At 66.6% G+C, this 21,838-nt stretch carries 18 protein-coding genes and 1 pseudogene; 8 read left to right on the forward strand and 11 right to left on the reverse strand.

Annotated elements, in window-relative coordinates; genetic code table 11:
- Positions 1-191 precede the first annotated feature (191 nt).
- Positions 192-1,028 carry an oxidoreductase gene (locus tag ACH2CY_RS27605; protein WP_395023216.1) on the forward strand — a complete coding sequence of 279 codons (837 nt, stop codon included), beginning with the start codon at positions 192-194 and terminating at the stop codon, positions 1,026-1,028.
- A gap of 131 nt (positions 1,029-1,159) precedes the next feature.
- On the opposite strand, the pseudogene ACH2CY_RS27610 reads toward ACH2CY_RS27605, so the two are convergent.
- From ACH2CY_RS27610 to ACH2CY_RS27620, 3 genes and pseudogenes are all read right to left on the reverse strand, one after another.
- Positions 1,160-1,240, reverse strand: a pseudogene (locus ACH2CY_RS27610) (ribosomal protein L7/L12); the annotation flags it as partial.
- 64 nt (positions 1,241-1,304) lie between these two features.
- Positions 1,305-2,192 carry a homocysteine S-methyltransferase family protein gene (locus ACH2CY_RS27615; RefSeq protein ID WP_395023218.1) on the reverse strand — a complete coding sequence of 296 codons (888 nt, stop codon included), beginning with the start codon at positions 2,190-2,192 and terminating at the stop codon, positions 1,305-1,307.
- A 27-nt stretch (positions 2,193-2,219) separates the two neighbouring features.
- The gene (locus tag ACH2CY_RS27620) at positions 2,220-3,212 is read right to left on the reverse strand and encodes a glycosyltransferase family 2 protein (RefSeq protein ID WP_395023219.1); all 993 of its coding nucleotides are present in this window, start codon (positions 3,210-3,212) and stop codon (positions 2,220-2,222) included.
- A 72-nt stretch (positions 3,213-3,284) separates the two neighbouring features.
- On the opposite strand from ACH2CY_RS27620, the gene ACH2CY_RS27625 reads away from it, so the two are divergent.
- On the forward strand, positions 3,285-3,677 hold the full coding sequence (locus ACH2CY_RS27625) for a hypothetical protein (RefSeq protein ID WP_395023220.1): 393 nt from the start codon (positions 3,285-3,287) through the stop codon (positions 3,675-3,677).
- Here ACH2CY_RS27625 and ACH2CY_RS27630 read toward each other — a convergent pair.
- From ACH2CY_RS27630 to pip, 3 genes are all read right to left on the reverse strand, one after another.
- Complete coding sequence (locus tag ACH2CY_RS27630) at positions 3,611-5,302, reverse strand: glycosyl hydrolase family 17 protein (protein ID WP_395023221.1); 1,692 nt, start codon at positions 5,300-5,302, stop codon at positions 3,611-3,613. The two genes, ACH2CY_RS27625 and ACH2CY_RS27630, sit on opposite strands and share 67 nt — an antisense overlap.
- A gap of 4 nt (positions 5,303-5,306) precedes the next feature.
- Positions 5,307-7,952, reverse strand: coding sequence for a glycosyltransferase family 2 protein (locus ACH2CY_RS27635; protein WP_395023222.1), 2,646 nt, complete (start codon positions 7,950-7,952; stop codon positions 5,307-5,309).
- A gap of 268 nt (positions 7,953-8,220) precedes the next feature.
- On the reverse strand, positions 8,221-9,183 hold the full coding sequence (gene pip / locus ACH2CY_RS27640) for a prolyl aminopeptidase (protein WP_395023223.1): 963 nt from the start codon (positions 9,181-9,183) through the stop codon (positions 8,221-8,223).
- 5 nt (positions 9,184-9,188) lie between these two features.
- On the opposite strand from pip, the gene ACH2CY_RS27645 reads away from it, so the two are divergent.
- Genes ACH2CY_RS27645 through ACH2CY_RS27655 form a run of 3 tightly spaced genes read left to right on the forward strand, consistent with a single transcriptional unit; the run spans position 9,189 to position 13,493 of the window.
- Entirely contained in the window at positions 9,189-10,049 is an 861-nt protein-coding gene (locus tag ACH2CY_RS27645) for a thermonuclease family protein (RefSeq protein WP_395023225.1), read from the forward strand.
- A gap of 6 nt (positions 10,050-10,055) precedes the next feature.
- Positions 10,056-11,633, forward strand: coding sequence for a M48 family metalloprotease (locus tag ACH2CY_RS27650; RefSeq protein ID WP_395023226.1), 1,578 nt, complete (start codon positions 10,056-10,058; stop codon positions 11,631-11,633).
- Between the two features lie 9 nt (positions 11,634-11,642).
- The gene (locus tag ACH2CY_RS27655) at positions 11,643-13,493 is read left to right on the forward strand and encodes an adenylate/guanylate cyclase domain-containing protein (protein WP_395023228.1); all 1,851 of its coding nucleotides are present in this window, start codon (positions 11,643-11,645) and stop codon (positions 13,491-13,493) included.
- On the opposite strand, the gene ACH2CY_RS27660 is transcribed toward ACH2CY_RS27655, so the two are convergent.
- Complete coding sequence (locus ACH2CY_RS27660) at positions 13,474-14,286, reverse strand: hypothetical protein (RefSeq protein WP_395023229.1); 813 nt, start codon at positions 14,284-14,286, stop codon at positions 13,474-13,476. The two genes, ACH2CY_RS27655 and ACH2CY_RS27660, sit on opposite strands and share 20 nt — an antisense overlap.
- 171 nt (positions 14,287-14,457) lie before the next feature.
- Here ACH2CY_RS27660 and ACH2CY_RS27665 point away from each other — a divergent pair, with 171 nt between their 5' ends.
- The gene (locus ACH2CY_RS27665; RefSeq protein WP_395023230.1) at positions 14,458-15,357 is read left to right on the forward strand and encodes a DMT family transporter; all 900 of its coding nucleotides are present in this window, start codon (positions 14,458-14,460) and stop codon (positions 15,355-15,357) included.
- Positions 15,358-15,506: 149 nt separating this feature from the next.
- Here ACH2CY_RS27665 and ACH2CY_RS27670 read toward each other — a convergent pair whose 3' ends face one another.
- The 4 genes from ACH2CY_RS27670 to ACH2CY_RS27685 all read right to left on the reverse strand — a co-directional run bounded on the left by ACH2CY_RS27670 (position 15,507) and on the right by ACH2CY_RS27685 (position 19,791).
- Positions 15,507-16,025, reverse strand: a complete 519-nt coding sequence (locus tag ACH2CY_RS27670) for a CarD family transcriptional regulator (RefSeq protein WP_395023240.1) — start codon at positions 16,023-16,025, stop codon at positions 15,507-15,509.
- 478 nt (positions 16,026-16,503) lie between these two features.
- Entirely contained in the window at positions 16,504-16,839 is a 336-nt protein-coding gene (gene fdxA / locus ACH2CY_RS27675) for a ferredoxin FdxA (protein ID WP_395023231.1), read from the reverse strand.
- Positions 16,840-16,975: 136 nt separating this feature from the next.
- A complete protein-coding gene (locus ACH2CY_RS27680) occupies positions 16,976-17,353 on the reverse strand; it encodes an RNA-binding S4 domain-containing protein (RefSeq protein ID WP_395023233.1) in 378 nt (125 codons plus the stop codon).
- On the reverse strand, positions 17,350-19,791 hold the full coding sequence (locus tag ACH2CY_RS27685; RefSeq protein WP_395023235.1) for a helicase-related protein: 2,442 nt from the start codon (positions 19,789-19,791) through the stop codon (positions 17,350-17,352). Before ACH2CY_RS27685 ends, ACH2CY_RS27680 begins: the two co-directional genes overlap by 4 nt.
- A 114-nt stretch (positions 19,792-19,905) precedes the next feature.
- On the opposite strand from ACH2CY_RS27685, the gene ACH2CY_RS27690 reads away from it, so the two are divergent.
- Positions 19,906-20,649 carry an AraC family transcriptional regulator gene (locus tag ACH2CY_RS27690; protein ID WP_395023236.1) on the forward strand — a complete coding sequence of 248 codons (744 nt, stop codon included), beginning with the start codon at positions 19,906-19,908 and terminating at the stop codon, positions 20,647-20,649.
- A gap of 63 nt (positions 20,650-20,712) precedes the next feature.
- Positions 20,713-21,426, forward strand: a complete 714-nt coding sequence (locus ACH2CY_RS27695; RefSeq protein ID WP_395023238.1) for a haloacid dehalogenase type II — start codon at positions 20,713-20,715, stop codon at positions 21,424-21,426.
- The last annotated feature ends 412 nt before the right edge of the window (positions 21,427-21,838 follow it).

A 21,838-nucleotide genomic window follows, 5' to 3' on the forward strand; every position in this document is an offset into this window, starting at 1 on the left:
CGAACACTCCTTCCAAGGCATCGACACCCCCCAAAAAACCGGGGAAAGTGTTACCTATGTGTCCGGTACGATCTGTTACCTATGTGTCGGGCCGCTCAGCGCGGCCGGCGCAGCGCCCTATCTCTAAGACCTCCCCAGCCGCCCGACTTCTTCTCGCGGCCATCGTACAAAATCAGAACTTGGAGTGAGGAATGAGCAAGCTTCTTCTCATCACCGGCGTTTCGACCGGCTTCGGCCGCGCGCTCGCCGAAGCGGCGTTGGCCAAGGGCTATCGTGTGACCGGGACGGTGCGCAGCGAGGCGGCCAGGAAAGAGTTCGAGGCGCTGAAGCCGGGACAGGCCTTCGGACGCGTGCTGGATGTAACCGATACGACGGCGATCGCACCGCTGGTGGCCGAGATCGAGAAGAGCGTGGGGCCGATCCATGCGCTGGTCAACAATGCCGGCTATGGCTTCGAGGGGATCCTCGAGGAATCAACCCTCGACGAGGTCAGGCACCAGTTTGACGTCAACGTGTTCGGCGCGGTGGCGATGATGCAGGCGGTGCTGCCCTTCATGCGCAGGCGCCGCGCCGGGCGGATCCTCAACATTACCTCGATGGGCGGTTACATCACCTTCCCGGGGATCGGCGTCTATAACGGCAGCAAGTTCGCGCTGGAAGGGATCTCCGAGGCCTTGGCGAAAGAGGTGAAGGGCCTCGGCATCCATGTGACCGCGGTCGGTCCCGGCGGCTTCCGCACCGACTGGGCCGGGCGCTCGCTCATCCGCAAGGAGCGCAGCATCGCCGACTACGACGCGGTGTTCGACCCGGTGCGCAAGCGCCGGCAGGATATGAGCGGCAAGCAGACCGGCGATCCGAAGAAAGCGGCGGCCGCGATGCTGACCCTGATCGAGGCGGAGAATCCGCCGATGCACCTGCTGCTCGGCTCGGACGCGCTGCGGCTGGTGCGCGAGAAGCTCGACTTCCTGAAATCGGAGTTCGATGCCTGGGAGAAACTGACGCTGTCGACGGACGTCGACGCGGCGTAGGGTCAGCGTGCGAGCAGAAAGGCCGCCAGCCCCGCCCCGATCACCAGGAGCAGAACCCAGACCACGGCACCGGGGCGGGAGCGCTTCACGGCGCCCGCCAGCTCGGCCCGCAGCATCGGGTCTCGGTCAACGGCGGCCTCGACCGCGTCCTTGGCTTCCTTGAGACCGAGGCCGGTCGCCTCGCGGACGATCTTGATGGCCTCGATCTTGTTGCCCTGGCGGAGCGCGAGGAGCGCCGCATCGGGAAGCTTCGGGGCATCGGGCATGGCCACCTCCCTAGTGGTTCGAGACCGCCTTGCGGATCGCGGCGATGTGCTCGGGGCCGATGCCGCAGCAGCCGCCGACGATGCCGGCGCCGCGCTTCAGCCAGTCCTGCACGAACTTGAGATAGCGCGGCGGGTCGAGATCGGCGCGGATGTCGCTCAAGCCTGCATTCGCCTCGGCATCCTCGCCCTGTGGCGGGAAGGCATTGGCGTAGACGCCAAGGGTGAGGTCGGGGTCGGTCTTGCGCGCAACCTCCAGCGCCGCCGCCATCACTTCGGGCTGGCTGCAGTTGAAGAGCAACGCCTCAGCGCCCCAGTCGCGCGCGGCCTTGACCGCCTGCTCGACCGGCTCCTGCGAGCGCAGCTTCGGCGGCGACGCGTTGGCGCCATCCTCCAGGGTGAAGGAGACCCAGAACGGACGCTGGTCGTCGCCGAGCGCCTTCTTCAGCGCCCGCGCTTCGGCGATCGAGCCCTGGGTCTCGGCCAGCCAGACATCGACATGCGGCGCGAGGCCGGCGATCAGGATCTCGGCGATGCCCTGCGCTTCATTCTCGATGAAGAGATCCGGGCGGTAGGAGCCGAACAGCGGCGGCAGCGAGCCCGCCACCATTACCTTGCGGGGCGCGGCGTCGGCCGCCTCGCGGGCGATGCGGCCGGCGCGGTCGGCGAGGCTGCGGCCGTCCTGGCGGAAGCGCGCCTCGCCGATGTGGAAGGGCACCACGGCGTAGGAATTGGTGGTGATCGCGTCGGCGCCGGCGGCGATGAAGGCGTCATGGGCGCGGCGGACGAATTCCGGGCCCTCGATCAACGCCAGGGCCGACCATTCCGGCTGGCGGAAGGGCGCGCCGCTGCGGTTGAGTTCGCGGCCCATGCCGCCGTCGAGAATGAGGGGTGTCTTCATAACCGATCCTTTTCGCGAGAGGATCAGCTAGTCACGCCGGATGCCCTCGATGCCGAGATAGAAGAGTCGCTTCATCTCCTGGCGTCCCCTGGTCACGTTGTCAAGGATCAGGCCGCAGGTGAGCGAGAGGGAAGCGAGCAGCATCAAGCCGGTCGACAGGATCGCGGTCGGCAGGCGCGGCACCAGGCCGGTCTCGATATAGGTGATGAGGACCGGGATCGAGAGGATGATCGCAACCGCCGCCAGCACGCCGGCGATGGTGGAGAAGAACGAGAGCGGGCGCTGCAGCTGATAGAGCCGGAGGATCATGTGCAGGATGCGGAAACCATCGCGCCAGGTGTTGAGCTTGCTGGCCGAGCCGGCGGGCCGCGCGTAATAGGGCGTCTCCACCTCGGCGATCGGCATGCGCAGCTCGAGCGCGTGGATGGTCAACTCGGTCTCGATCTCGAAACCGATCGAGAGCGCCGGGAAGGACTTCACGAAGCGGCGCGAGAACACCCGATAGCCGGAGAGGATGTCGTTGAAGGCGCGGCCGAAGATCCGGGCCACGAACTCGGTGAGGACGCGGTTGCCGAAGCGGTGTCCCGGGCGGTAGGCCTCGGTCGCGGTGTCCTTGCGGGCGCCGACCACCATGTCGAGCTCTTCGGCCAGCAGCTTCTCGATCAGCCTGGGCGCGCTGGCGGCGTCATAGGTCGCGTCGCCATCGACCAGCAGGTAGAGATCGGCCTCGACATCGGCGAACATGCGGCGGACCACATTGCCCTTGCCCTGGCGATGCACGTGGCGCGTTTCGGCGCCGGCCTGGTGCGCAATCGCCACCGTGTCGTCGGTCGAGTTGTTGTCGAAGACCAGGATGCGGGCCTGCGGCAGGGCCTGGCGGAAGCCGGCGATCACCTGCGCGATCGCCGCGGCCTCGTTGTAGCAGGGCACCAGGACGGCAATGCGCAAGGCGGCGAGCCGCGCCTCGGTGAGGCTGCTCGGCGGATCCGCCACTTCAGCGATGAGCCGGTTCGTGGTCATGACACTCTTTTCCCCTCGCACGATCGGCGGGGCCGGGTTAACAACCCGTGAAATTCCTGGTATCGCTCGCCCATGCAGGATTCTACCACACTCCTCGCCGATAAGCGTCGGGCGGGATCGACCTGGAAGGCCTGGGCCTTGCCCCTGGCCCTGGGCGCCGCCGCGCTCACCTTGGCGCTGGTCATCCGCTATGTCTGGATCGAATCCACCGAGATCGGCCTCGCCTGCGCGGCCAACCCGGCGCCCTGGTGGTGCGAGCCCCGCTATATCCTGATCCGGACCCATCAGTTGGACGTCTGGGGCCTGGTCGCCCTGGCCGCCGGGATGATCGCCCTGCTGACGCGCTGGTACTGGCTGGCCTTGGTGGCGCTGGTGATCGGGCTGCTCGGGCTGGTGCTTTACAACACCGGGCTGGCGGCGGTCGGCCTGCTGGCGGGATTGCTGCTGATCGTCCGGCGGCGCTGAAAGATCCCGCGCCAGGCGCCGATGCCGGGCAGAGCCAGCAGCAACGTCAACACCACCCAGATATCCGACATCAGGTTGAGCGGCGTCTCGTTGATGAAGACGTAGACCGCGGTGCCGGCGAGCAGCAGGGCAAAACCGGCTTCCTCGCGGCGATCGGCCAGTGCCGCGAACAGACCACCGCGGGCGATGTCGGTCACGAGGAAGAACAGCGCCGGCACCAGATAGGCCGCGATCGGAAAATCCTTGTAGCGCGGATCGAAGGCGAGGCCGAGCGACACGGTCGCCGCACCCAGCAATGCGGCGAGCCGCAGCACGGCGATGCTGTCGCGGATCGTGGGCAGGCGGAACGGCCGGCGGATCCAGGTGATGCCTTCCAGGAGCGAGGCGCCCGTATCACGGAGACGGCCGGCGACCGTCGTGAGGATCAACAGCACCGCGGTCGCCACTGCCTGCACGCCGAGCACGCATTCCAGGATCCACTCCCATTCCAGGACCCATTTCGGATCGTAGCGTGACGCCATCCACGCATGCGGGAAATGCAGCACCAGAGCGCTGCCCGCCAGCATCGCGCCGAGCGCACAGACGACGCGCGCGACGCCGCCCGGTCGATGGTGCCAGAAATCGGCGAGGACCAGGACGCCGAAGCCGAGCGCGATGGAGATGCCCGCGAGGGTCAGCCAGTTCGGATAATTGCTGACCGGTTCGGTCCAGGAGAACTTTGGCGTGCGGTCCTCGTGGAACAGGCCCCAGAAGCCTCCCGCCGTGCCTTCCTGGTAGCGCTTCCAGGGCTGGTCGAAGGCCTCGATGAAGTTGTAGTCGAGTTGATGCGCCTTGGCGTAGACCAGGAACTCGCGCAGGTAGCGCGCCTGGTTGACGATCGAGGGTGCGGCATCCTCGCGCCAGCGGCCTTCGCTCGGCCAGCCGGTCTCGCCGATCACGATCTCGCGGCCGGGGAAGGCTTCCTGCACTTCGGCGACGATGGATTCCAGATGCTTCACCGCTTCCGAAACCGGCAGCGGATCGTCTTCCCAATAGGGCAGGATGTGGATGGTGATGAAGTCGACCGACTGCTTCAGGACGTCGGGTGCCCGCAGCCAGAACTCCCAGACATCGGCATAGGTCACCTTGGCGCCGCTCTCGGCCTTGATGCGCTGGGCCATTCCGGCCAGCGTCTCGCCGGTCTGCTCGCCGCGCAGCAGCACCTCGTTGCCGACGATGATCGCCTTGACCGTCTCGGGATGCGCCTTGGCGAGTTCGATCGCCCGCTTGATCTGCGCCTCGTTGTCGACCGGGTTGCGGCCGATCCAGATGCCGAGCAGCACCTTCATGCCGAGCTCGGCCGCGACCGGCACCGCCTGGTCGATGCCCTGGTTCACGGCATAGGTGCGGATGCAATCGGTCGTCGATTGCAGACGCTTCAGATCTTCCTCGATCTGCGCCTTGGGGATGATCATGGTCGGATCGAACGGCGTCTGGTCGCCGCGGAACGGCGTGTAGCTGGCGCAATGCAGCTTGGCTTCGGGCGCGGGCGGCAGATCGACCGGGCGGCCGAGCCAGGCCCAGCCCGTCACCGTCAGCAACACCGCCAGGATGAGCGCCGGCAGCCAGGCATCGAAATGCCGCATCGCGCTACTTCGCCCGGCCGAGCTCGGTGCCGAGCTGGATACCCGGCAGTGGTTCCGCTTCCTTCTTCGGCAGGACCGCGATCATCGACATGATGAGGGCCGAGACGAAAGGCAGCGACTGTACGAAGAGCAGGATGCCCCAGAGGAAGGCCGCCGGCTCCCAGGCGCCCCGCGTCATCACCACCCAGACACCACTGCCGATCAATACCGCGGCGATCAGGGTCTCCTCCCAGGCATCGACGAAGCCGCGCACGAAAGCGGGCGCGTTCTCCATCTTCGGGGTCCGGTGGAACGGCAGGTTGTTGGTGAAGGTGCCGCGCCAGACCGCCTTGGCGACCGAATAGGAAACCGCAAGGCCGGCGATCGAGGCGCCGAGATTGTCGAGCAAGCCGCAGGGCACTTTCTGGGAGTAGAGCCAGACCGACTTGCCGACCTTGAAGAAGAACATGCCGAGCGTGACGATGAGATAGAGCGTCAGCGGCGGCTGCATCATGTTGGGCGCGAGGATCATGCCCGCGGTCCAGGCAAGCGCCAGCAGGATGAAGGAGAGCTGCAAGCCGTCGGCGATCCAGGGCAGCCAGCCGGCCAGGAACTGGTAGCGCTGCTGCGGGTGGAGCTTGGACTGGCCGAAGGGCAGCAGCTCGCGCCAGTGCCGCTTCATGATCATCATCGCGCCATAGGCCCAGCGGTAGCGCTGCTTCCGGTAGGCGACGAAGCTGTCCGGCATCAGACCCTTGCCGTAGCTCTTCTCGGTATAGACCGCGCGGTGGCCGGCCTCGAACAGGCGCAGGCCCAGCTCCGCATCCTCGGTAATACACCATTCGGCCCAGCCGCCGGCCTGCACCAGCGCCGAGCGGCGAATGAGCGCCATGGTGCCGTGCTGGATGATCGCGTTCTTCTCGTCGCGGGTCTTCATGCCGAGGAAGAAAAAGCCGGCATATTCCCAGAAGCACATGCGCTTGAAGAGATCACCGGCGGCGTCGCGGTAGTCCTGCGGCGCCTGAACCAGCGCCACGGTCGGATCGGCGAAATGTGGCGCCAGGTCGGCGAGCCAGCTCGGGCGCACGATGTAATCGCTGTCGATGGTGGCGATGACCTCGGCATCGGGATGGGTCTGGGTCAGTGCGTAGTTCAAGGCGCCGGCCTTGAAGCCCGGCCATTTCGGCAGATGGAAGAACTTGAAGTTCGGGCGGCCGAGCGAGTTGATATAGGCCTCGACCGGCTTCCAGACCGCATCGTCCTTGGTGTTGTTGTCGATGATCAGGACCTCGAAATCCGGATACTGGAGCCGTTCCAGCGCCTGGATGGTCTCGATCATCATGTCCGGCGGCTCGTTGTAGCAGGGTACATGCACCGAGACCTTCGGCAGCTTCCAGCGCCGCGGCACCGGCGGCGGCGCCAGGCGCCGCATGGTCTGGCCGAGCCAGAGATTGACCGCCATCTCCAGGCCCTCGACCAGGAAGATGACCAGCAGCAGCAGGATCGCCGGCGCGATCATCACCAGCGCCACGATGTCGAGCCAGGTGAGATAGAGCTGGCTGTACTGGGCATAGACCCAGACGCCGATCATGATGCTGCCGCAACCGAGCAAAGCCACGAAGAAGCGGCCGATCCGGGTCAGCCCCAGTTCGCTGCGCATCATCCAGATCGCGAAGGGCAGGCCCAGCGCCAGGGTCGCGATCGCCAGCCATTGCCAGTTGGCGTAGTTGACCAGCGTGCCTTGCAGGGCGGGCTTCAGCTCGCGGTCGGCATTCCAGATGCCCCAATAGGCGCCGACTCCGCCCTCGGTCTTGATCTTCCAGGGCTCGTCGAAGGCTTCGATGATGTTGTAGTCGAGGTCGGACTTCTTGGCCTCGACCAGGAACTGGCGGATGAAGCGTCCCTGCTCGATCGGCGAGGCGACGGCACCCTGGCCGCCATAGGCGCCGCTCTTATCGACGCGGGTCAGGCCCTCGCTCGGCCAGCCCACCTCGGCGATCAGGATGCGCTTCTCCGGAAATGCCTTCCGAAGCTCGTTGTAGTGCACCATCACCTGGTCCACCGCCTTGTCGGCAGGGACGCCGTTCCAGAACGGCAGGATGTGCACGGCGAGGAAATCGACCTCATTCACGAGGTCGGCGTTCTTCGGGTCGAGCCAGACGTGGAAGGGTTCCGCGGTCGAGACGGGCAGGTCGGTACCCGCCTTCACCTCGCGGATGTAGCGGATCAGGTCTTCTTTTTCGATCAGGTTGTGCAGCAGGCTTTCGTTGCCGACGATCACCTGGTTGACCGAGCCGACCTTGTTGGCGATCGCAATGACGTTGCGGACTTCCTCTTCGTCCTTCTCCTGGTTCTTGTCGATCCAGGCGCCGGCGGTGACGCTCAAGCCATACTGGCTGGCCAGGGCCGGAATCTGCGCGCTGATGCCGGTCGCTTCGTAGGTGCGCACCGAGCGCGCGCGTCCGGCGATCAGCTGCAGGTCCTGCTTGATCTCGTCGAGGGTCGGCTCGCGCTTGGAGAGCGTGTTCGGGTCCTGGCGCCAGGCCGAATAGGAGAAGCCGGCGATGTCGCCCCGCCACGGATCCTGCTCGACCGGCCGATTCATCAGCACCCAAGCCGCGGCGAAAATGGCCGCCGCGACGAGGCCGATCAGCCAATTGGACAAGCGCATCTTGTAATCCCGGCAATTGCGACGGCGATGCCCCGGCTTGTCTGCCGGTTGAGCACGTTACCGCACCGCAGCAGATTCGACTTTTTCCAGTCCCTTTTCAAGGGACTCCGTGGCTTTCTTCAGGCAGCACACAGGCCTTTGATCGGCCCTTCGATCCCGGCTGCGCGCGCCTGGCATCACAACTCGATGCGTGAGCCCAGGTTCCCCCCTGCACCGCCGCGCCGGGCCGGGCGCGCGGCATTCGGGCCGGCTGTTTCAGGCGCGGCGCCTAGGCGTCCTTGAAGCGGTCCATGGCGGCGACCAGGGCGGCGCGGATGCCGGGCTCCATGGCGGAATGGCCGGCATCGGGGATCACCTGATAGGTGGCTTCCGGCCAGGCCTGGTGCAGCTCGTCGGCGGTGCGGATCGGGCAGACCAGATCGTAGCGGCCCTGCACGATCACGGTCGGGATCTTGCGGATCTTATCGACGTTCTGGAGCAGGAAGTTCTCGGGGAGGAAGATGTCGTTCTTGAAGTAATGCGCCTCCATCCGCGACAGCCCCAGCGCCAGCACATCGCCGGCGAAAGCCCGCACCGTCTCCGGGCTCGGCAGCAGGGTCGAGCAGGAACCTTCATAGACGCTCCAGGCCCGTGCGGCCGGCATATGGACCGCGGCATCCGGATGCATCAAGCGCTTGTGATAAGCGGTCAAGAGATCGCCGCGTTCCGCTTCCGGGATGTGGCCCGAGAAATTGCGCCAGGCTTCCGGCGCCAGCTCCTTCAGGCCGTAGAGGAACCAGTCGATCTCCGATTTGCGGCAGAGGAAGATCCCACGCAATGCCAGAGCCCGGACCCGGTCAGGATGATGCTCGGCATAGGCGATGGCGAGCGTGGATCCCCAGGAGCCGCCGAACACCACCCAGGTATCGATGCCGAGATGCTGACGCAGCCTTTCGATGTCGGCGATCAGCAGCGGCGTGGTGTTGTCGCGGATCTCACCCAAGGGTCGCGAGCGGCCGGAGCCGCGCTGGTCGAAGATGACGATGCGGTAGACGCTGGGATCGAAGAAGCGGCGATGGGTGGCATTGGCCCCCGCCCCCGGCCCGCCATGCAGGAACACGACGGCCTTGCCCTTGGGATTGCCGGACTGCTCGTAATACATTTGGTGCAGGTCGCCGTGCTCGCCTTTGGCCAGCTTGAGCATGCCGGTGTCGAAGGGCTCGATTTCGGGGTACAGGTCTTTGCTCGCCATCAGCGATGATTCCGCGTGATTTCAGGGGAAACTTGAGGGTGGATAAGCCTTCTTACACGTCCCGGCGCGGCCTGCTCAACCTGATTATCGGCGGGCTCCTCGCCGTTTCGGGCCGGCCGGCACGCGGCCAGGACATTCCCGCCCTGACGGCGCTGTCGCCGCCGGAAAGCGCCACCGCGACCGCCGTCATCGACGGCGACACCCTGCAGCTTGCCGACGGCAAGATCCTGCGCCTGACCGGGATCGAGGCGCCCAAGCGCGACCTGGCGCCCGGCGATGCGGCGATGGCGCAGCAGGCGGAAGCGGCCGAAGCGGCGCTGCAGGTCTTGATCGGCGGGGGTGCGATCGCGCTCCGCTCGGATGCGGGCAGGAAGGATCGCTACGGCCGGCGGCTGGCGCAGGCTTTCAACGGCGCCGGCGACTGGCTGCAGGCGGCCTTGGTTGTCGGCGGCCATGCCCGGGTCCGGGGCGACGCCCGCAACCGGCTGGGCCTGCGGACCCTGTTGAAGTTGGAAGCGGAAACCCGCGCGGCGGCACAGGGGATCTGGCGGCACCCGGCTTTTGCGCTGCGCCGGGCCGACGACCCGGCGCTCGCGCGGTTTGCCGGCAGTTTCCAGATCATCGAGGGCGAGGTCTATGCGGCGGCCATCGTTGGCGGCACCGGTTTCATTAATTTCAGCCCCGATCGCGAGACCGACCTCACGCTGGTTCTGAAAAAGCCCGCGCTCGAGCTCTGCGCCCAGGCTATGTTCGATATCAGCGCATTGACTTCAAAGCCGATTCGCTGCCGAGGCTGGCTCGATCTCTACAAAGGTCCCAGAATCGACATCACCCATCCGGAACAGATCGAAGTGCTCGAGGGTTGAACACACATGCTCCGTCATTCTGAACGCCGCCCGGCAGACCCACGGAAGCTCTTCGCGGCCGCCGTCATCCTGGCAACGGCCGCGGCCACGCTTGCCGGCTGCGCCAACCAGACCAGCCCGGCCACGGGGCGGCAATTCTATTCCTCGATGGACCCGCAGAGCGAAGCCGCACTCGGCGCGGAAGAGCATCCCAAGATCCTGGCGGAGTTCGGCGGCGCCTATGACGAGAAGCCGAACCTCAACGCCTATGTGACCCAACTGGGCAAGGCGGTCGCGGCCAATTCCGAGCGCCAGGACGTGGAATACACCTTCACGGTCCTCAACAGTGAGGAGATCAATGCTTTCGCGCTGCCCGGCGGCTATGTTTACATCACGCGTGGCCTTCTGACCCTCGCCAACAACGAGGCCGAGGTCGCGGGCGTACTCGGCCACGAGATCGGCCACGTCACCGCGCGGCACACCGCGGAGCGGTACGGCCAGGCGGAGAAGGCGCAGTACGGCTCGCTCGCCGCGCAGATCTTGGGACAATGGATCGGCGGCGATACCGGCGGGCAATTGGCGGGCGGGCTCGCCAGCGAATATAGCGCCAACTGGCTCGGCTCCCATTCGCAGGAGCAGGAGTTCGAGGCGGATATGCTGGGCGTGCGCTATCTGGGCGCCGCGCAATACGATACGCAGGCGATGGCGACTTTCCTCGACAGCCTCAACAGCGAGACCCATCTCGAGGCCAGGATCGCCGGCAACGAGTCCGCGGCCGATGCCTACAGCATGAAGCAGTCGCACCCCCGGACACCCGAGCGGGTGCAGCGCGCGATCGCCCAGGCCGGTGCACCGGTCGAAGGCGCGGCGCTCAACCGCGACCGCTACCTGCAGCAGATCGACGGCATGGCCTGGGGCCCCGACCCGCGGGTCGGCGTCATCGAAGGCAGGACCTTCATCCATCCGGGCCTCCGCTTCGCCTTCGAAGCACCCCAGGGCATGAAGCTGAAGAACTCGCCCGATGCGGTGATCGGGCAGTCGGATAACGCGGCGATGATCTTTGACCTGGCCTCTCCGGCGCCGGGCGGCACGATGGAGGAGTATGTCGCATCGCAATGGCAGGAGGGGAAGCCGGTCTCCGACGTACAAACCTTCCAGGTGAACGGCATGGAGGCCGCCACCGGCATTGCGAAGGGCTCGATCAACAACACGCCGGTCGCGATCCGGATGGTGGCGATCCGCCAGAGCGAGACGGTCTATCGGTTCATGTATGCGACGCCGCCCGCGAACTTCAATGCCGCCGACCGGCAGTTCATCGCCTCGGCCCAAAGCTTCCGCGGGATCAGCGCCGAAGAAGCCTCCGGCTATGCGCCGAAGCGAATCCGCGTCGTCACCGTCCGGGAAGGCGACACGGTGGATTCGCTCTCGCAGCAGATGCAGATCGAGGAAGATCCGGCCGGCTGGTTCCGGGTGCTCAACCATCTCGGCCCCAGCGACCAGCTCAAGGCCGGGCAGAAGGTCAAGCTCGTGGTCACCGGCAACGCGCAGATCTCGGCTTTGCCGGAGGGCGCACTCTCCAGACAGGTGGCTGCGGCGGCGCCCTGAGGCTTCCCCGTGAAGCGCTATCGGGCACCAATCTGGCTGGTGTTCGCGCTGGTATTCGGCGGCCTGGTGACGCTGACCGCCGGCGCGATCGGCTTCCGCCTGTTCTACTCCGCGTTCAGCGCGACCAACACCTATGCTCGGGACCGCGGCGATGCAGCCCTGACCGGCATCGAGGAAGCGGTGCACCAGGAGATGCGCCCGGCCGAGGAGCAGGGGCAGTTCCTGGCGGAGTACATTCTCTCCGGCAAGGTGCGGGTCGACGACGACCAGCGGATCGCCGACCTGCTGCTGGGCTCGCTCGCCTCTGCGCCGCAGCTTTTTGCCGTCGCATTCATCCGAAGCGACCTGCACGTGGTCTCGGCGGCGCGGGACGTCAACGGCGAGGCTTTCGCGACCGGGGTCGAGAACGAGGTCAGCAATCCGGTCTTCCGGCTGGCGCTCCGCACCGGGGCGTCGATGGACAAGCCGGGTTGGGCGCCGCCGATCTACGCCAAGGGAATCCATTCGAGCGGGGTGCCGTTCGTGGCGCCGCTGCGCAAGGACGGCCGGATCCTCGGCGTCATCACCGCCTTGATCTCGCCAAAGGCCATGGCCAAACACATCCTGATGCAGTCCGACAATTCCGGGCTGCCGGGCTTCGTCCTGATGGGCGACGGCCGGGTGCTGGTGCATCCGGAGGTCGCCGACGGCAGCTACGTCGCCACGGAAGAGAAGCCGCTGCCGGAGATAGCCGACCTCCAGGACCCGCTGCTGCGGGGCTTCCAGCCGGACAACTGCAACGACGAAGCGGCGCGGTTCATCAGCGCGCGGGCGAATTTCAAGGTCTGCGAAGGCGTCGGCCCCGCCGAAGAATACCTCTTCGTCTATCGCAACCTGATCAGCGACATGCATCCCTGGACCGTGCTGGTCGCGGTCCCGCAATCGGCCCTCACCGATGTCTATAGCAACCTTTTCAAGGCGCTCACCGTCTCGCTGATCATGCTGGGGGTGGCGATCCTGGCGGGTGTCGGGCTCGGCTGGCTGTTTGCCCGGCCGATCCACGGCTATGCCCGCGCCGCCCGTCAATTGAGCGCGCTCGACTTCGAGAATGCGCCGCAGCTCAAGGGCAGCTGGCTCCGGGAGTTCGATGTCGCCGCCGAGGCCTATAACGGCATGCGCTCGGGCCTCACCTGGCTCTCGACCTATGTGCCGCGCACCCTGGTGCCGGCGCTGATGGAGCCGGACAGCGCGGAATCCTTCACCGCCAAGGAGCGCGAGGTGACGGTGCTGTTCACCGACATCATCGGCTTCACCACAATCGGGCATCGCCTGGGGCCGGCGGCTTTGGCGCGCTTCCTCAACCGGCATTTCGAGATCCTCGGCGAGGTGATCGAGGCGGAAGGCGGCACCATCGACAAATACATCGGCGATTCCGTCATGGCCTTCTGGGGCGCGCCAACCGCGCAGGGCGACCATGCCGAGCGTGCGGCGCGGGCGGCGGTCGAGATGGGCCGGCGCCTCAGGGCCGACAACGCGCGGCGCAAGCGCAAGGGCCTGAACCCGGTCCGGATGCGGATCGGCCTGCATACCGGCACTGCGCTCGCCGGCAATATCGGCGCGACCGGGCGGATCAACTACACCCTGGTCGGCGAGACCGTGAACGTGGCGCAGCGGCTGGAGCAGTTCGGCAAGGAGATCGACGACGGCCATTCCGAGGTGATCATCGTCGCCAGCGCTGCCGTCGCCGGCCGGCTGCCGGTCGAGATTTCGCAGCAGGCGCTCGGCAAGCATGCCGTGGTCGAGCGCGCGGCGCCGATGGAGGTATTTCGCCTGGGCGGTGAGGACCTGGCGACGCGGAGCGTCACGCCTCCACGAGATTGAGCAGCTCGCCCTTGGGATCGATCAGGGCCGCCAGGGCCTTGCCGCCATAGCCGCAACCGCCGTCGATGGTCAGCGTGAAGGGCCCGGCGCTCGGCCCCTGATGGGCGTGATCATAACCCCTGACCACGCGCAGGAACTCGCCGTAAGGGTGGTTGAGCTGCGCAAAGCCGGGGCTGCCCCACCACAGGCTGTCGCCCTGCGCCGAGAGCGGCCGCTCGGGATCCAGGCCGGCATGGACGAAGAGCAGGCCCTGGTCGTCGGTGTAGGCGGCGCGGCGCGTGGTGGACATCAGCGCGGCATGGCCGGGCTTGGCCTGCATGGCGGCCCGGAGGCTGTTGGTCCAGCGGGTGATCGCCATGGCGCCTTCGCGGCAATGGATGATGCCCTGATGGGGATCGCCGCCATAGGCGGTGATGGTGGCGCCGACGCCGTGCTGCAGCATCCAGGGCAGCACCTCCTTCGGGTTGGGCGCGAACTGGAGCTGCAGGAGCTTCGACCACATCTCCTCCTGCTGGCCGCGGAGATAGACGACGTCGTAGGCGAACATGCCCGGACGGGCGATGATCTGGCGGCGGAAGGCGATCAGCTCATCGACGGTGCCGGCCACGTCCGGCCCGCGGCCGAGATAGCCGCCGAGATAGACGATGCGGTCGCCCGGCTCGAACAGCGGCTCGATGAAGGCATGGAGGGCCCTGAGCCGCATCATGTCGCCATGCACCGGCGAGATCGCCCAGACGCGCTGCGCCCGGCGCAGCACCGCGAATTTCTCCGGCTCCTGGGCAGGGTCCTGCATCTGCTCCGTCTCTTCGATGCGGGCGCGAATCGCCCAATCGAGCGGGCGAGTCGCGAGAGCCGCAGCTTATCAGCTTGGCCGGCAATTCTGCACCTGACCGCGCCGCGTCCTTCGGCTATATGCACAACAGGGCGGACGGGTTCCGCCGAAGGGCGTATCGGGGAAAATGGGATGCGCGGTCACGCAGACCGGACGATGCTCGGCACCGGCCTGGGCTTTCTCGCTTTCGCGGTCCTGGCGACCGCGGACGCGCTCACCAAGTTCCTCTCGGCGCGCTATACGGTGTTCGAGATCGCCGCCATCGACGCGGTCTTCGCGCTGATCACGGCCTTGCCGGTGCTGGCGCTCTGGGACGGTGTTGCCAGTCTTCGGCCGAAACGGCTCGGGCTTGTGGTGCTGCGCTGCACCCTGGGGGCCGCCAGCCTGGTCCTGGCCTTCGTTTCCTTCTCGCTGATCCCGCTGGCGGATGCCTACACCATCGCCTTCATGACGCCGCTGGTCGTGACCGCGCTCTCGGCGCCGCTGCTGGGCGAGCATGTCGGCTGGCGGCAATGGGTCGCGGTGGTGATCGGCTTCGCCGCGGTGGTGCTGATCATGCGGCCGGATTTCGGCACCGTCAGCACCGGCCAGCTGGCGATGGCGGCGTCCGGCGCGCTGTTCGCGCTGTCGATGCTGATGCTGCGGCGGATCGCCAAGACCGAATCCAGCGGCGCGCTGCTGCTGGTCTATTTCATCATGCTGTTCGTGATCAGCCTGCCGTTTGCGCTCGACAAGTGGCGCATGCCCGATGCGATGGATTTCGGGCTGATGGCGGCGACCGGCGCCTGCTCCGGCCTCGGCAACCTGCTGCTGATCCTCGCCTTCCGCCATGCCGCGGCGGCGCTGGTCTCGTCCTTCATGTATTCGCAGCTGATCTGGGGCACCGCCTTCGGCTACCTGCTGTTCCATGAATTGCCGGATGCGATCACCATCGGCGGCGCCGTCGTGATCATGCTCTGCGGGCTCTATACGCTGCTGCAGGCCGCAAAGGCGGCACGCGCCGAGGGCGCGGTGAAGTCGGCATTCGACTGAGAAAATCGGACACCCCCGACGGATGACGCCGCTTGGGGAAGCGGTGATGCCATCCGTCGCTTGCGGTTGGGACCGCTGGGGGCCTCTCCGAGGAGAGAGCTCGCCGGCGGGATGAAGAGCTCACCCCGCCGATCTCGAGAGCGGCGGCTTCAGGCCGCCTTCAACACTTGGTGCAGGCGCTGGGTGGCCTGCGTCTCGTCGATCCCATCGATCGCCGCCAGCTCGCGGACCAGGCGGTCGAGCGCCGCCTGATAGATCTGCCGCTCGCTGTAGGACTGATCCGGCTGGTCGGCATTGCGATGCAGGTCGCGGACGACTTCCGCGATCGACACCGGGTCGCCGGAGTTGATCTTGGCTTCGTATTCCTGGGCGCGGCGCGACCACATGGCGCGCTTCACCCGCGAACGGCCCTTCAGGGTCGCCAGTGCGGTCTCCATGACCTTGCGCGACGAAAGCTTGCGCAGGCCCGAGTTCCGCGCCTTGGCGACCGGGACGCGCAGGGTCATGCGGTCCTTGTCGAAGCTGATGATGATGACCTGGAGCGTGTGGCCGGAAATTTCCTGGTTCTCGACACCCAGCACCTTGCCGACGCCATGGGTCGGGTAGACGACGAAGTCGCCCTTCTTGAAGCCGGAGTCCTTGTCCTTCGCCTTGACCGGGGCCGGCACCGCCTTCACGGGCGCGACTGCCTTCACCGCCGGAACCGCCTTCACTGCCGGAGCTGCCTTTGCCGCAGCTGCTTTCTTCTTATCGACCACGTTCCGCTCCCAATCCGATTCATCAGGCCTAAAACAGGCAGGGCGGCGGCCACCATCGGCCGACGCAAGATCGTTCCTCACCTGGGCACCCTGAACTCACCGGTCCGACCTCGGTCGGACCCACGCAGGGCCCATGGCGGGGCACAAGCAACGCCCCTCCGGATAGTGCCTATCCGAATTGCGTTATCCCCGATTTGAGGCTTGGACGGCGCGGAAACTATTAACTTTTCCGCCGAAAACCGCCCGAACGACCTACGCGAAATATATACCAGAAAGGGGGCCGGAATTCAAGGAAACGCAGCTATGCGCAGGCCGCACCGGTGCCTTAACGGACTCCGGAATGCAGGCCTAGAGCGGCCTTACGCCACCCTGTCAACGCGCTGGAATATCAGGCTTTGTCGGGATTGGCGCTGAAATGCTTCTCGAACTTGTCCGGCACGCCTTTCCACTGGTCGGCATCCGCCGGCGCCGCGCCCTTGCGGGTGATATTGGGCCATTTCGTCGCATATTCGCGGTTAACTTCGAGCCACTTTTCCATGCCGCCCTCGGAATCCGGCAGGATGGCATCGGCCGGGCATTCCGGCTCGCAGACCCCGCAATCGATGCATTCGTCGGGGTGGATCACCAGCATGTTCTCGCCGGCGTAGAAACAGTCGACCGGGCAGACCTCCACGCAGTCCATATACTTGCACTTGATGCAGGCCTCGGTGACGACATAAGCCATTTGGGCAACTCCGAAACTACACCGGAACCTGCGGGAACCGGCGATTTGGACAGGCAGGCGGGCTAGGTAACATAGCCCCTCCTTGCCCGCAACAGACCGGGTCAGCGCACACGGCCATCAGGGAAATTCGTCCCTTCTAGTCGTCGGACCGGAGCCGGTCGGTCTGGCGGCGTTCGCGCTTGGTCGGCCGGCCGGCACCCTCCTCGCGGACGGCGACCGGCGGCTCCTTCGGCTCCGATGACTTCGGCGGCGGCGGCTCGAGGTCATCGTAGAGCAGCCGCGCTTCCGGCGCCGGGCCGCGGCGCAGTCCCAGCGCCAGCACCTTGATGACGCGGATATGCGGCCCCAGCGGAAAGGTCAGCACGTCGCCGGGACGAACCGCGTGATGCGCCTTCTCGGTCGGGTTGCCGTTGATGCGGAAGCGGCCCTCGGCCACCAGCTTGGCCGCCAGCGAACGGGTGCGTGCGAAGCGGGCGTGCCAGAGCCACTTATCCAGCCGGAGCGTCTCGCTCATCGCTTGAACTTGAGATCGGCGAGCGCGGCGAAGGGCGAGCCCGGGCGCGGCTCGGCCTGTGGCGCCGGCCGGCGGCGGCGCGGCTTGGCGAAGGTGCGCGGCGCGCCTTCCTCGGGCTTGTGCGGATGGCGGGCGTGATAGCCGAGCGCGCGCATCACCGGCTCGAGCTCGCTCACCCCGACGCGGCAGGCGGCGGCGGTCTCCGGATCGGCGCTGATCGCGCCGGCCTTGGCGCGGCGCCGCAGCAAGGCGGCGACGCGCTCCAGCGCGCCGAACTCGAACAGCTTGCCGCCGATCCGCCGCTTGCCGGCGGCGAGCAATGCCGCTTCGTCCGGCTCCGCAACCGTGCTGCCGCGATGCACGGCCAGCAGCAGCCCGAGGAGCTTGCGCTGGCGCTTGTCGCCGAGCCCGCCGATCCAGACCGTTTCGCGGCCGAAGCGCAGGCCGAGCTTGGCCAGGGCCGTGCGATCCGCCTCGCCGAGGCCCTTCAAGGATTCCCGCAGGCGCTCGGTCGGCAAGGCGCCCAGATGCTCGATCAGCTGGAACACGATGCCGCGCGGGATCGGCGGCAGCTCCGCCTTGCCGGCGAGATGGAGCGGCCGCAGGCGGCGGCGGATCTCGGATTCGACGAAGGCCTTCAGCCGCTCCTCGACCGCGCGGCGCTGCCGGCTCTCGAGCAGGTCGTCCTGCAGCAGGCGGAGGCCGGGCTTGAGCGGCGTGTCGCCGGCCACCAGCATCGCGATCTCGGCGCCGTGCCAGGAGATGCGGCCCTTGAAGTCGAGCCGGAGATCACGGTCGGTCTCGGCCACCAGGTTGGCGACGCGGGCGGCGACCACCGGGTCGAGGATCCGCCTTGCCGCGGCGAGAAGTGCGCGGACCTCGTCGGGCTTGGCGTCATCGGCGCGCTGGAAATGCAGGCCGACCAGGCGGCCGACGGTATGGCCTTCGACGGTCACGCTGTCGTCGTCGTTGACCGCGCCCTCGATCTCGTCGCCGGAGCGCAGGCGCCGGTGCAGCACCGCATGGCGGCGATCGACGAAGCGCTGGGTCAGCGCCTGGTGCAAAGCTTCCGACAAGCGGTCCTCGATCGCCTGGGTGCGGCCTTGCCAGTGCTTGGGATCGGCGACCCAGTCGGCGCGGTGCGCGACGTAGCTCCAGGTGCGGATATGGGCGATGCGGCCGGTCAGCTGGTCGATGTCGCCGTCGACGCGGTCGAGCCGCGCCACCTGGTCGGCGACCCATTGGTCGGGCAGCTTGCCGAGCTTGGTGAGATGCCGGTAGAGCTGGCCGAGCAAGCGGATATGCGCGTCGGCCATCAGCTTCCTGAAGTCGGGGACCTGGCAGACCTCCCAGAGCAGCTCGACCCGCTCGCGCCCGACCGCAAGCTCGGCGAGCTCCGGATCCTTGGAGAGCAGCTCCAGCGCCTGATGGTCCTCGGCGCTGCCCTGGCGAATGAGACCGTCGACCGGCGGGCGTTCCTGGAGACTGCGCTGCAGGGTGATGACGCTGCGGAAATCCAGGCGCGAGTTGCGCCACATCAGATGGCGCAAGGGATCGAAGCGGTGATTCTCCACCGCCTCGACCACTTCGGGATCCATTGGACCCACTTCCGCCGTGGTGCCGAAGGTGCCATCGGCCATGTGCCGGCCGGCGCGGCCGGCGATCTGCGCGATCTCGGCCTTGGTCAGCGGCCGCGGCGTGATGCCGTCGAACTTGCGCAGCGAAGCGAAGGCGACATGCTGCACGTCCATGTTGAGGCCCATGCCGATCGCGTCGGTCGCGACCAGGTAGTCGACCTCGCCGGATTCGTAGAGCTCGACCTGGGCATTGCGGGTGCGGGGCGAGAGCGCACCCATGACGATCGCGGCGCCGCCGCGCTGCCGGCGGATCAGCTCGGCGATGGCGTAGACGTCGGCGGCCGAGAAGGCGACCGTCGCCGAGCGCGGCGGCAGGCGGGTCAGCTTCTTCGGCCCGACGTAGCTCAGCGAAGAGAAGCGCGGGCGCTGAATGAACTCCGTTCCCGGCACCAGGGCGCGGACCCAGCGCGCGGCCGTCTCCGCGCCCATGAACATGGTCTCTGACGATCCGCGGGCGTGCAGCAGACGGTCGGTGAAGATGTGGCCGCGCTCGCGGTCGGCGGCGAGCTGGATCTCGTCCACGCCGACGAAGGCCACCGGCTTGTCGAGCGGCATAGATTCGACCGTGCACATGAAATAGCGCGCCGAGCGCGGCAGGATCTTCTCTTCTCCCGTCACCAGGGCGACGGCATCCTTGCCTTTCGCCTTCACCACCCGCTCGTAGTTCTCGCGGGCGAGCAGGCGCAGGGGGAAGCCGATCATGCCGCTGGCATGACCGAGCATCCGCTCCATGGCGAGATGGGTTTTGCCCGTATTGGTGGGCCCGAGCACGGCGGTAACGCGCGGTGCGCTCCCGTTCATGCTCCCAATGTCGGGGCTAACTGCCTGGAATGCAAGGGTGCAGCGGTCCGAAACGCCGGTTTCACCGCGAAGCCGGATTCCTGTAAGGTCGGCGCCGCAACCGGAGGCCGCCCCATGCAGTCCCTCATCCTCGATCTTCGCTCCTATGCCGGCGTGCCTTATGCGCATGATCATCCGCATCACCAGGTGGTGCTGGCGCTGGAAGGCCAGCTCGAGATGGAAATCGGCGGCCGCGAGGGCCGGGTCGACCAGAGCCGCGGCGCGCTGGTGCCGGCGGGCATGCTGCATGCCTTCACCGGGGTCGGCCGGAACCGATTCGTGACCCTCGATATCGGCGAGACGTCGGACGCAGCACCCGCGCGCCTGCTTGGCACCGGCAAGCCCTTCTTCGCCATCTCGCGCGCGGTCGAGCACCTGCTGGCCTATGTCGGATCGCGCCGCGGCGCGCTCGGCGCCGATGCGGATCACCTGGCGCCGCTGCTGGCGGCGGCCCTGGCCGACACCGAAGCCGAAGTGCAGGCACCCGCGGCGGTGCTGAAGGCGACGGAATACATGCGCCGCGCCTATCCACGACCGATCACCTGCGCCGACGCGGCGAAGGTCGCCGGGATCAGCACGGCGCATCTCCACGGCCTGTTCAAGCAATGGCTGGGTGTCACCCCCGGCCGCTATCTCGGCGAGATCCGGCTGGATCGCGCCCGCGACCGGCTGACCGCGAGCGCCGAGCCGATCGTCGAGATCGCGCTGGGAGTCGGCTTCAGCGAGCAGAGTGCCTTCACCCGCGCCTTCCGCCGCCGCTTCGGCGAATCCCCGGCCGCCTATCGGCGCAAACTGGACTCTGGGCACAAGCCGCAATAGTCCGGGTCAAGCCAGGCGCCGCGCCCTGCGCTATAGGCGGGCATCGCATTCATGGAGCACGCCATGCGCCTCACCGATTTCAAGGTCCTGACCTTCGACTGCTACGGCACGCTGATCGACTGGGAGAGCGGCATCCTCGCCGCGTTGCGGCCGCTGCTCAAACTCCGGGGCGGCGAAGTCGAAGACAATGAAGTCCTTGAGTTGTATGCGCGCTATGAGTCAGCGATCGAAGCCGACGAGCCAACTCTCAATTATCGCAAGGTCCTCGCCAAAGCCTGTGAGGGACTAGCGCTTGACTTGGTAGAACCTGTCACCGAGGCTGAAGCGGCGCGCTTCGGGAACTCCGTACCCGACTGGCCGGCCTTTGCAGACTCTGCAGCTGCGTTGGCGTACCTGAAGCAACATTACAAGCTGGTCATCCTCTCAAATATCGACCGTGCAAGCTTTGCCGAGAGCAACAAGAAGTTGGGCGTCACCTTCGATGCGATCTGCACCGCGGAGGACATCGGCTCCTACAAGCCCGACAAGCGCAACTTCGACTTCGCTCTCAAGGTCGTGAAGGAGAAGCTCGGCTTCGAACCGAAGGACATCCTTCACACCGCGCAGAGCCTGTTCCACGATCACCAGATGGCGAAGCAGATCGGCCTTGCCACCAACTGGATCGACCGCCGCATGGGCAAGAGCGGCAGCGGCGCCACCGCGCCGGTCGAAGGTGTCACGACCGACTTCCACTTCCCCAGCATGGCCGCCTTCGTCGAGGCGCATCGGAAGGAATAGCCCGCACCTTTACGGACCGCGCCAATTCGGAGGGCGGAAAATCCGCATCAACCCTTTGATGCGCAACGCCCTTTGCCGCGCGGGAGAGACCAAGGCCATATTTGCCCTGGTAAAGGCCCTGTAAAGGTTCCGGGCCTTCTTATCCTGTCTGTGCCGGGTCTGCGATGCGGTGCAGCATGCCCGGGGCATCGCGTCGGGCGGGACGTTCGATGCCGCATTCACCATTTCAAACAGCGCAGCGATTATACCACGAACATCGTCGCGAGTCTCCGCCGCCGCGCCTGAGGTGACGTAAGAGATTTTGTGTCAGGGCAAGGAAGGGGTACTCCAGATGTGAACTGCCAAGCACACAAGAGGAGCACCCCCATGCCACAGCAAGCTGCGACGATCACGAGTTTACCACTGGCTTTTG

This window comes from Dongia sp. (assembly GCF_041905885.1).
Lineage (GTDB): Bacteria > Pseudomonadota > Alphaproteobacteria > Dongiales > Dongiaceae > Dongia.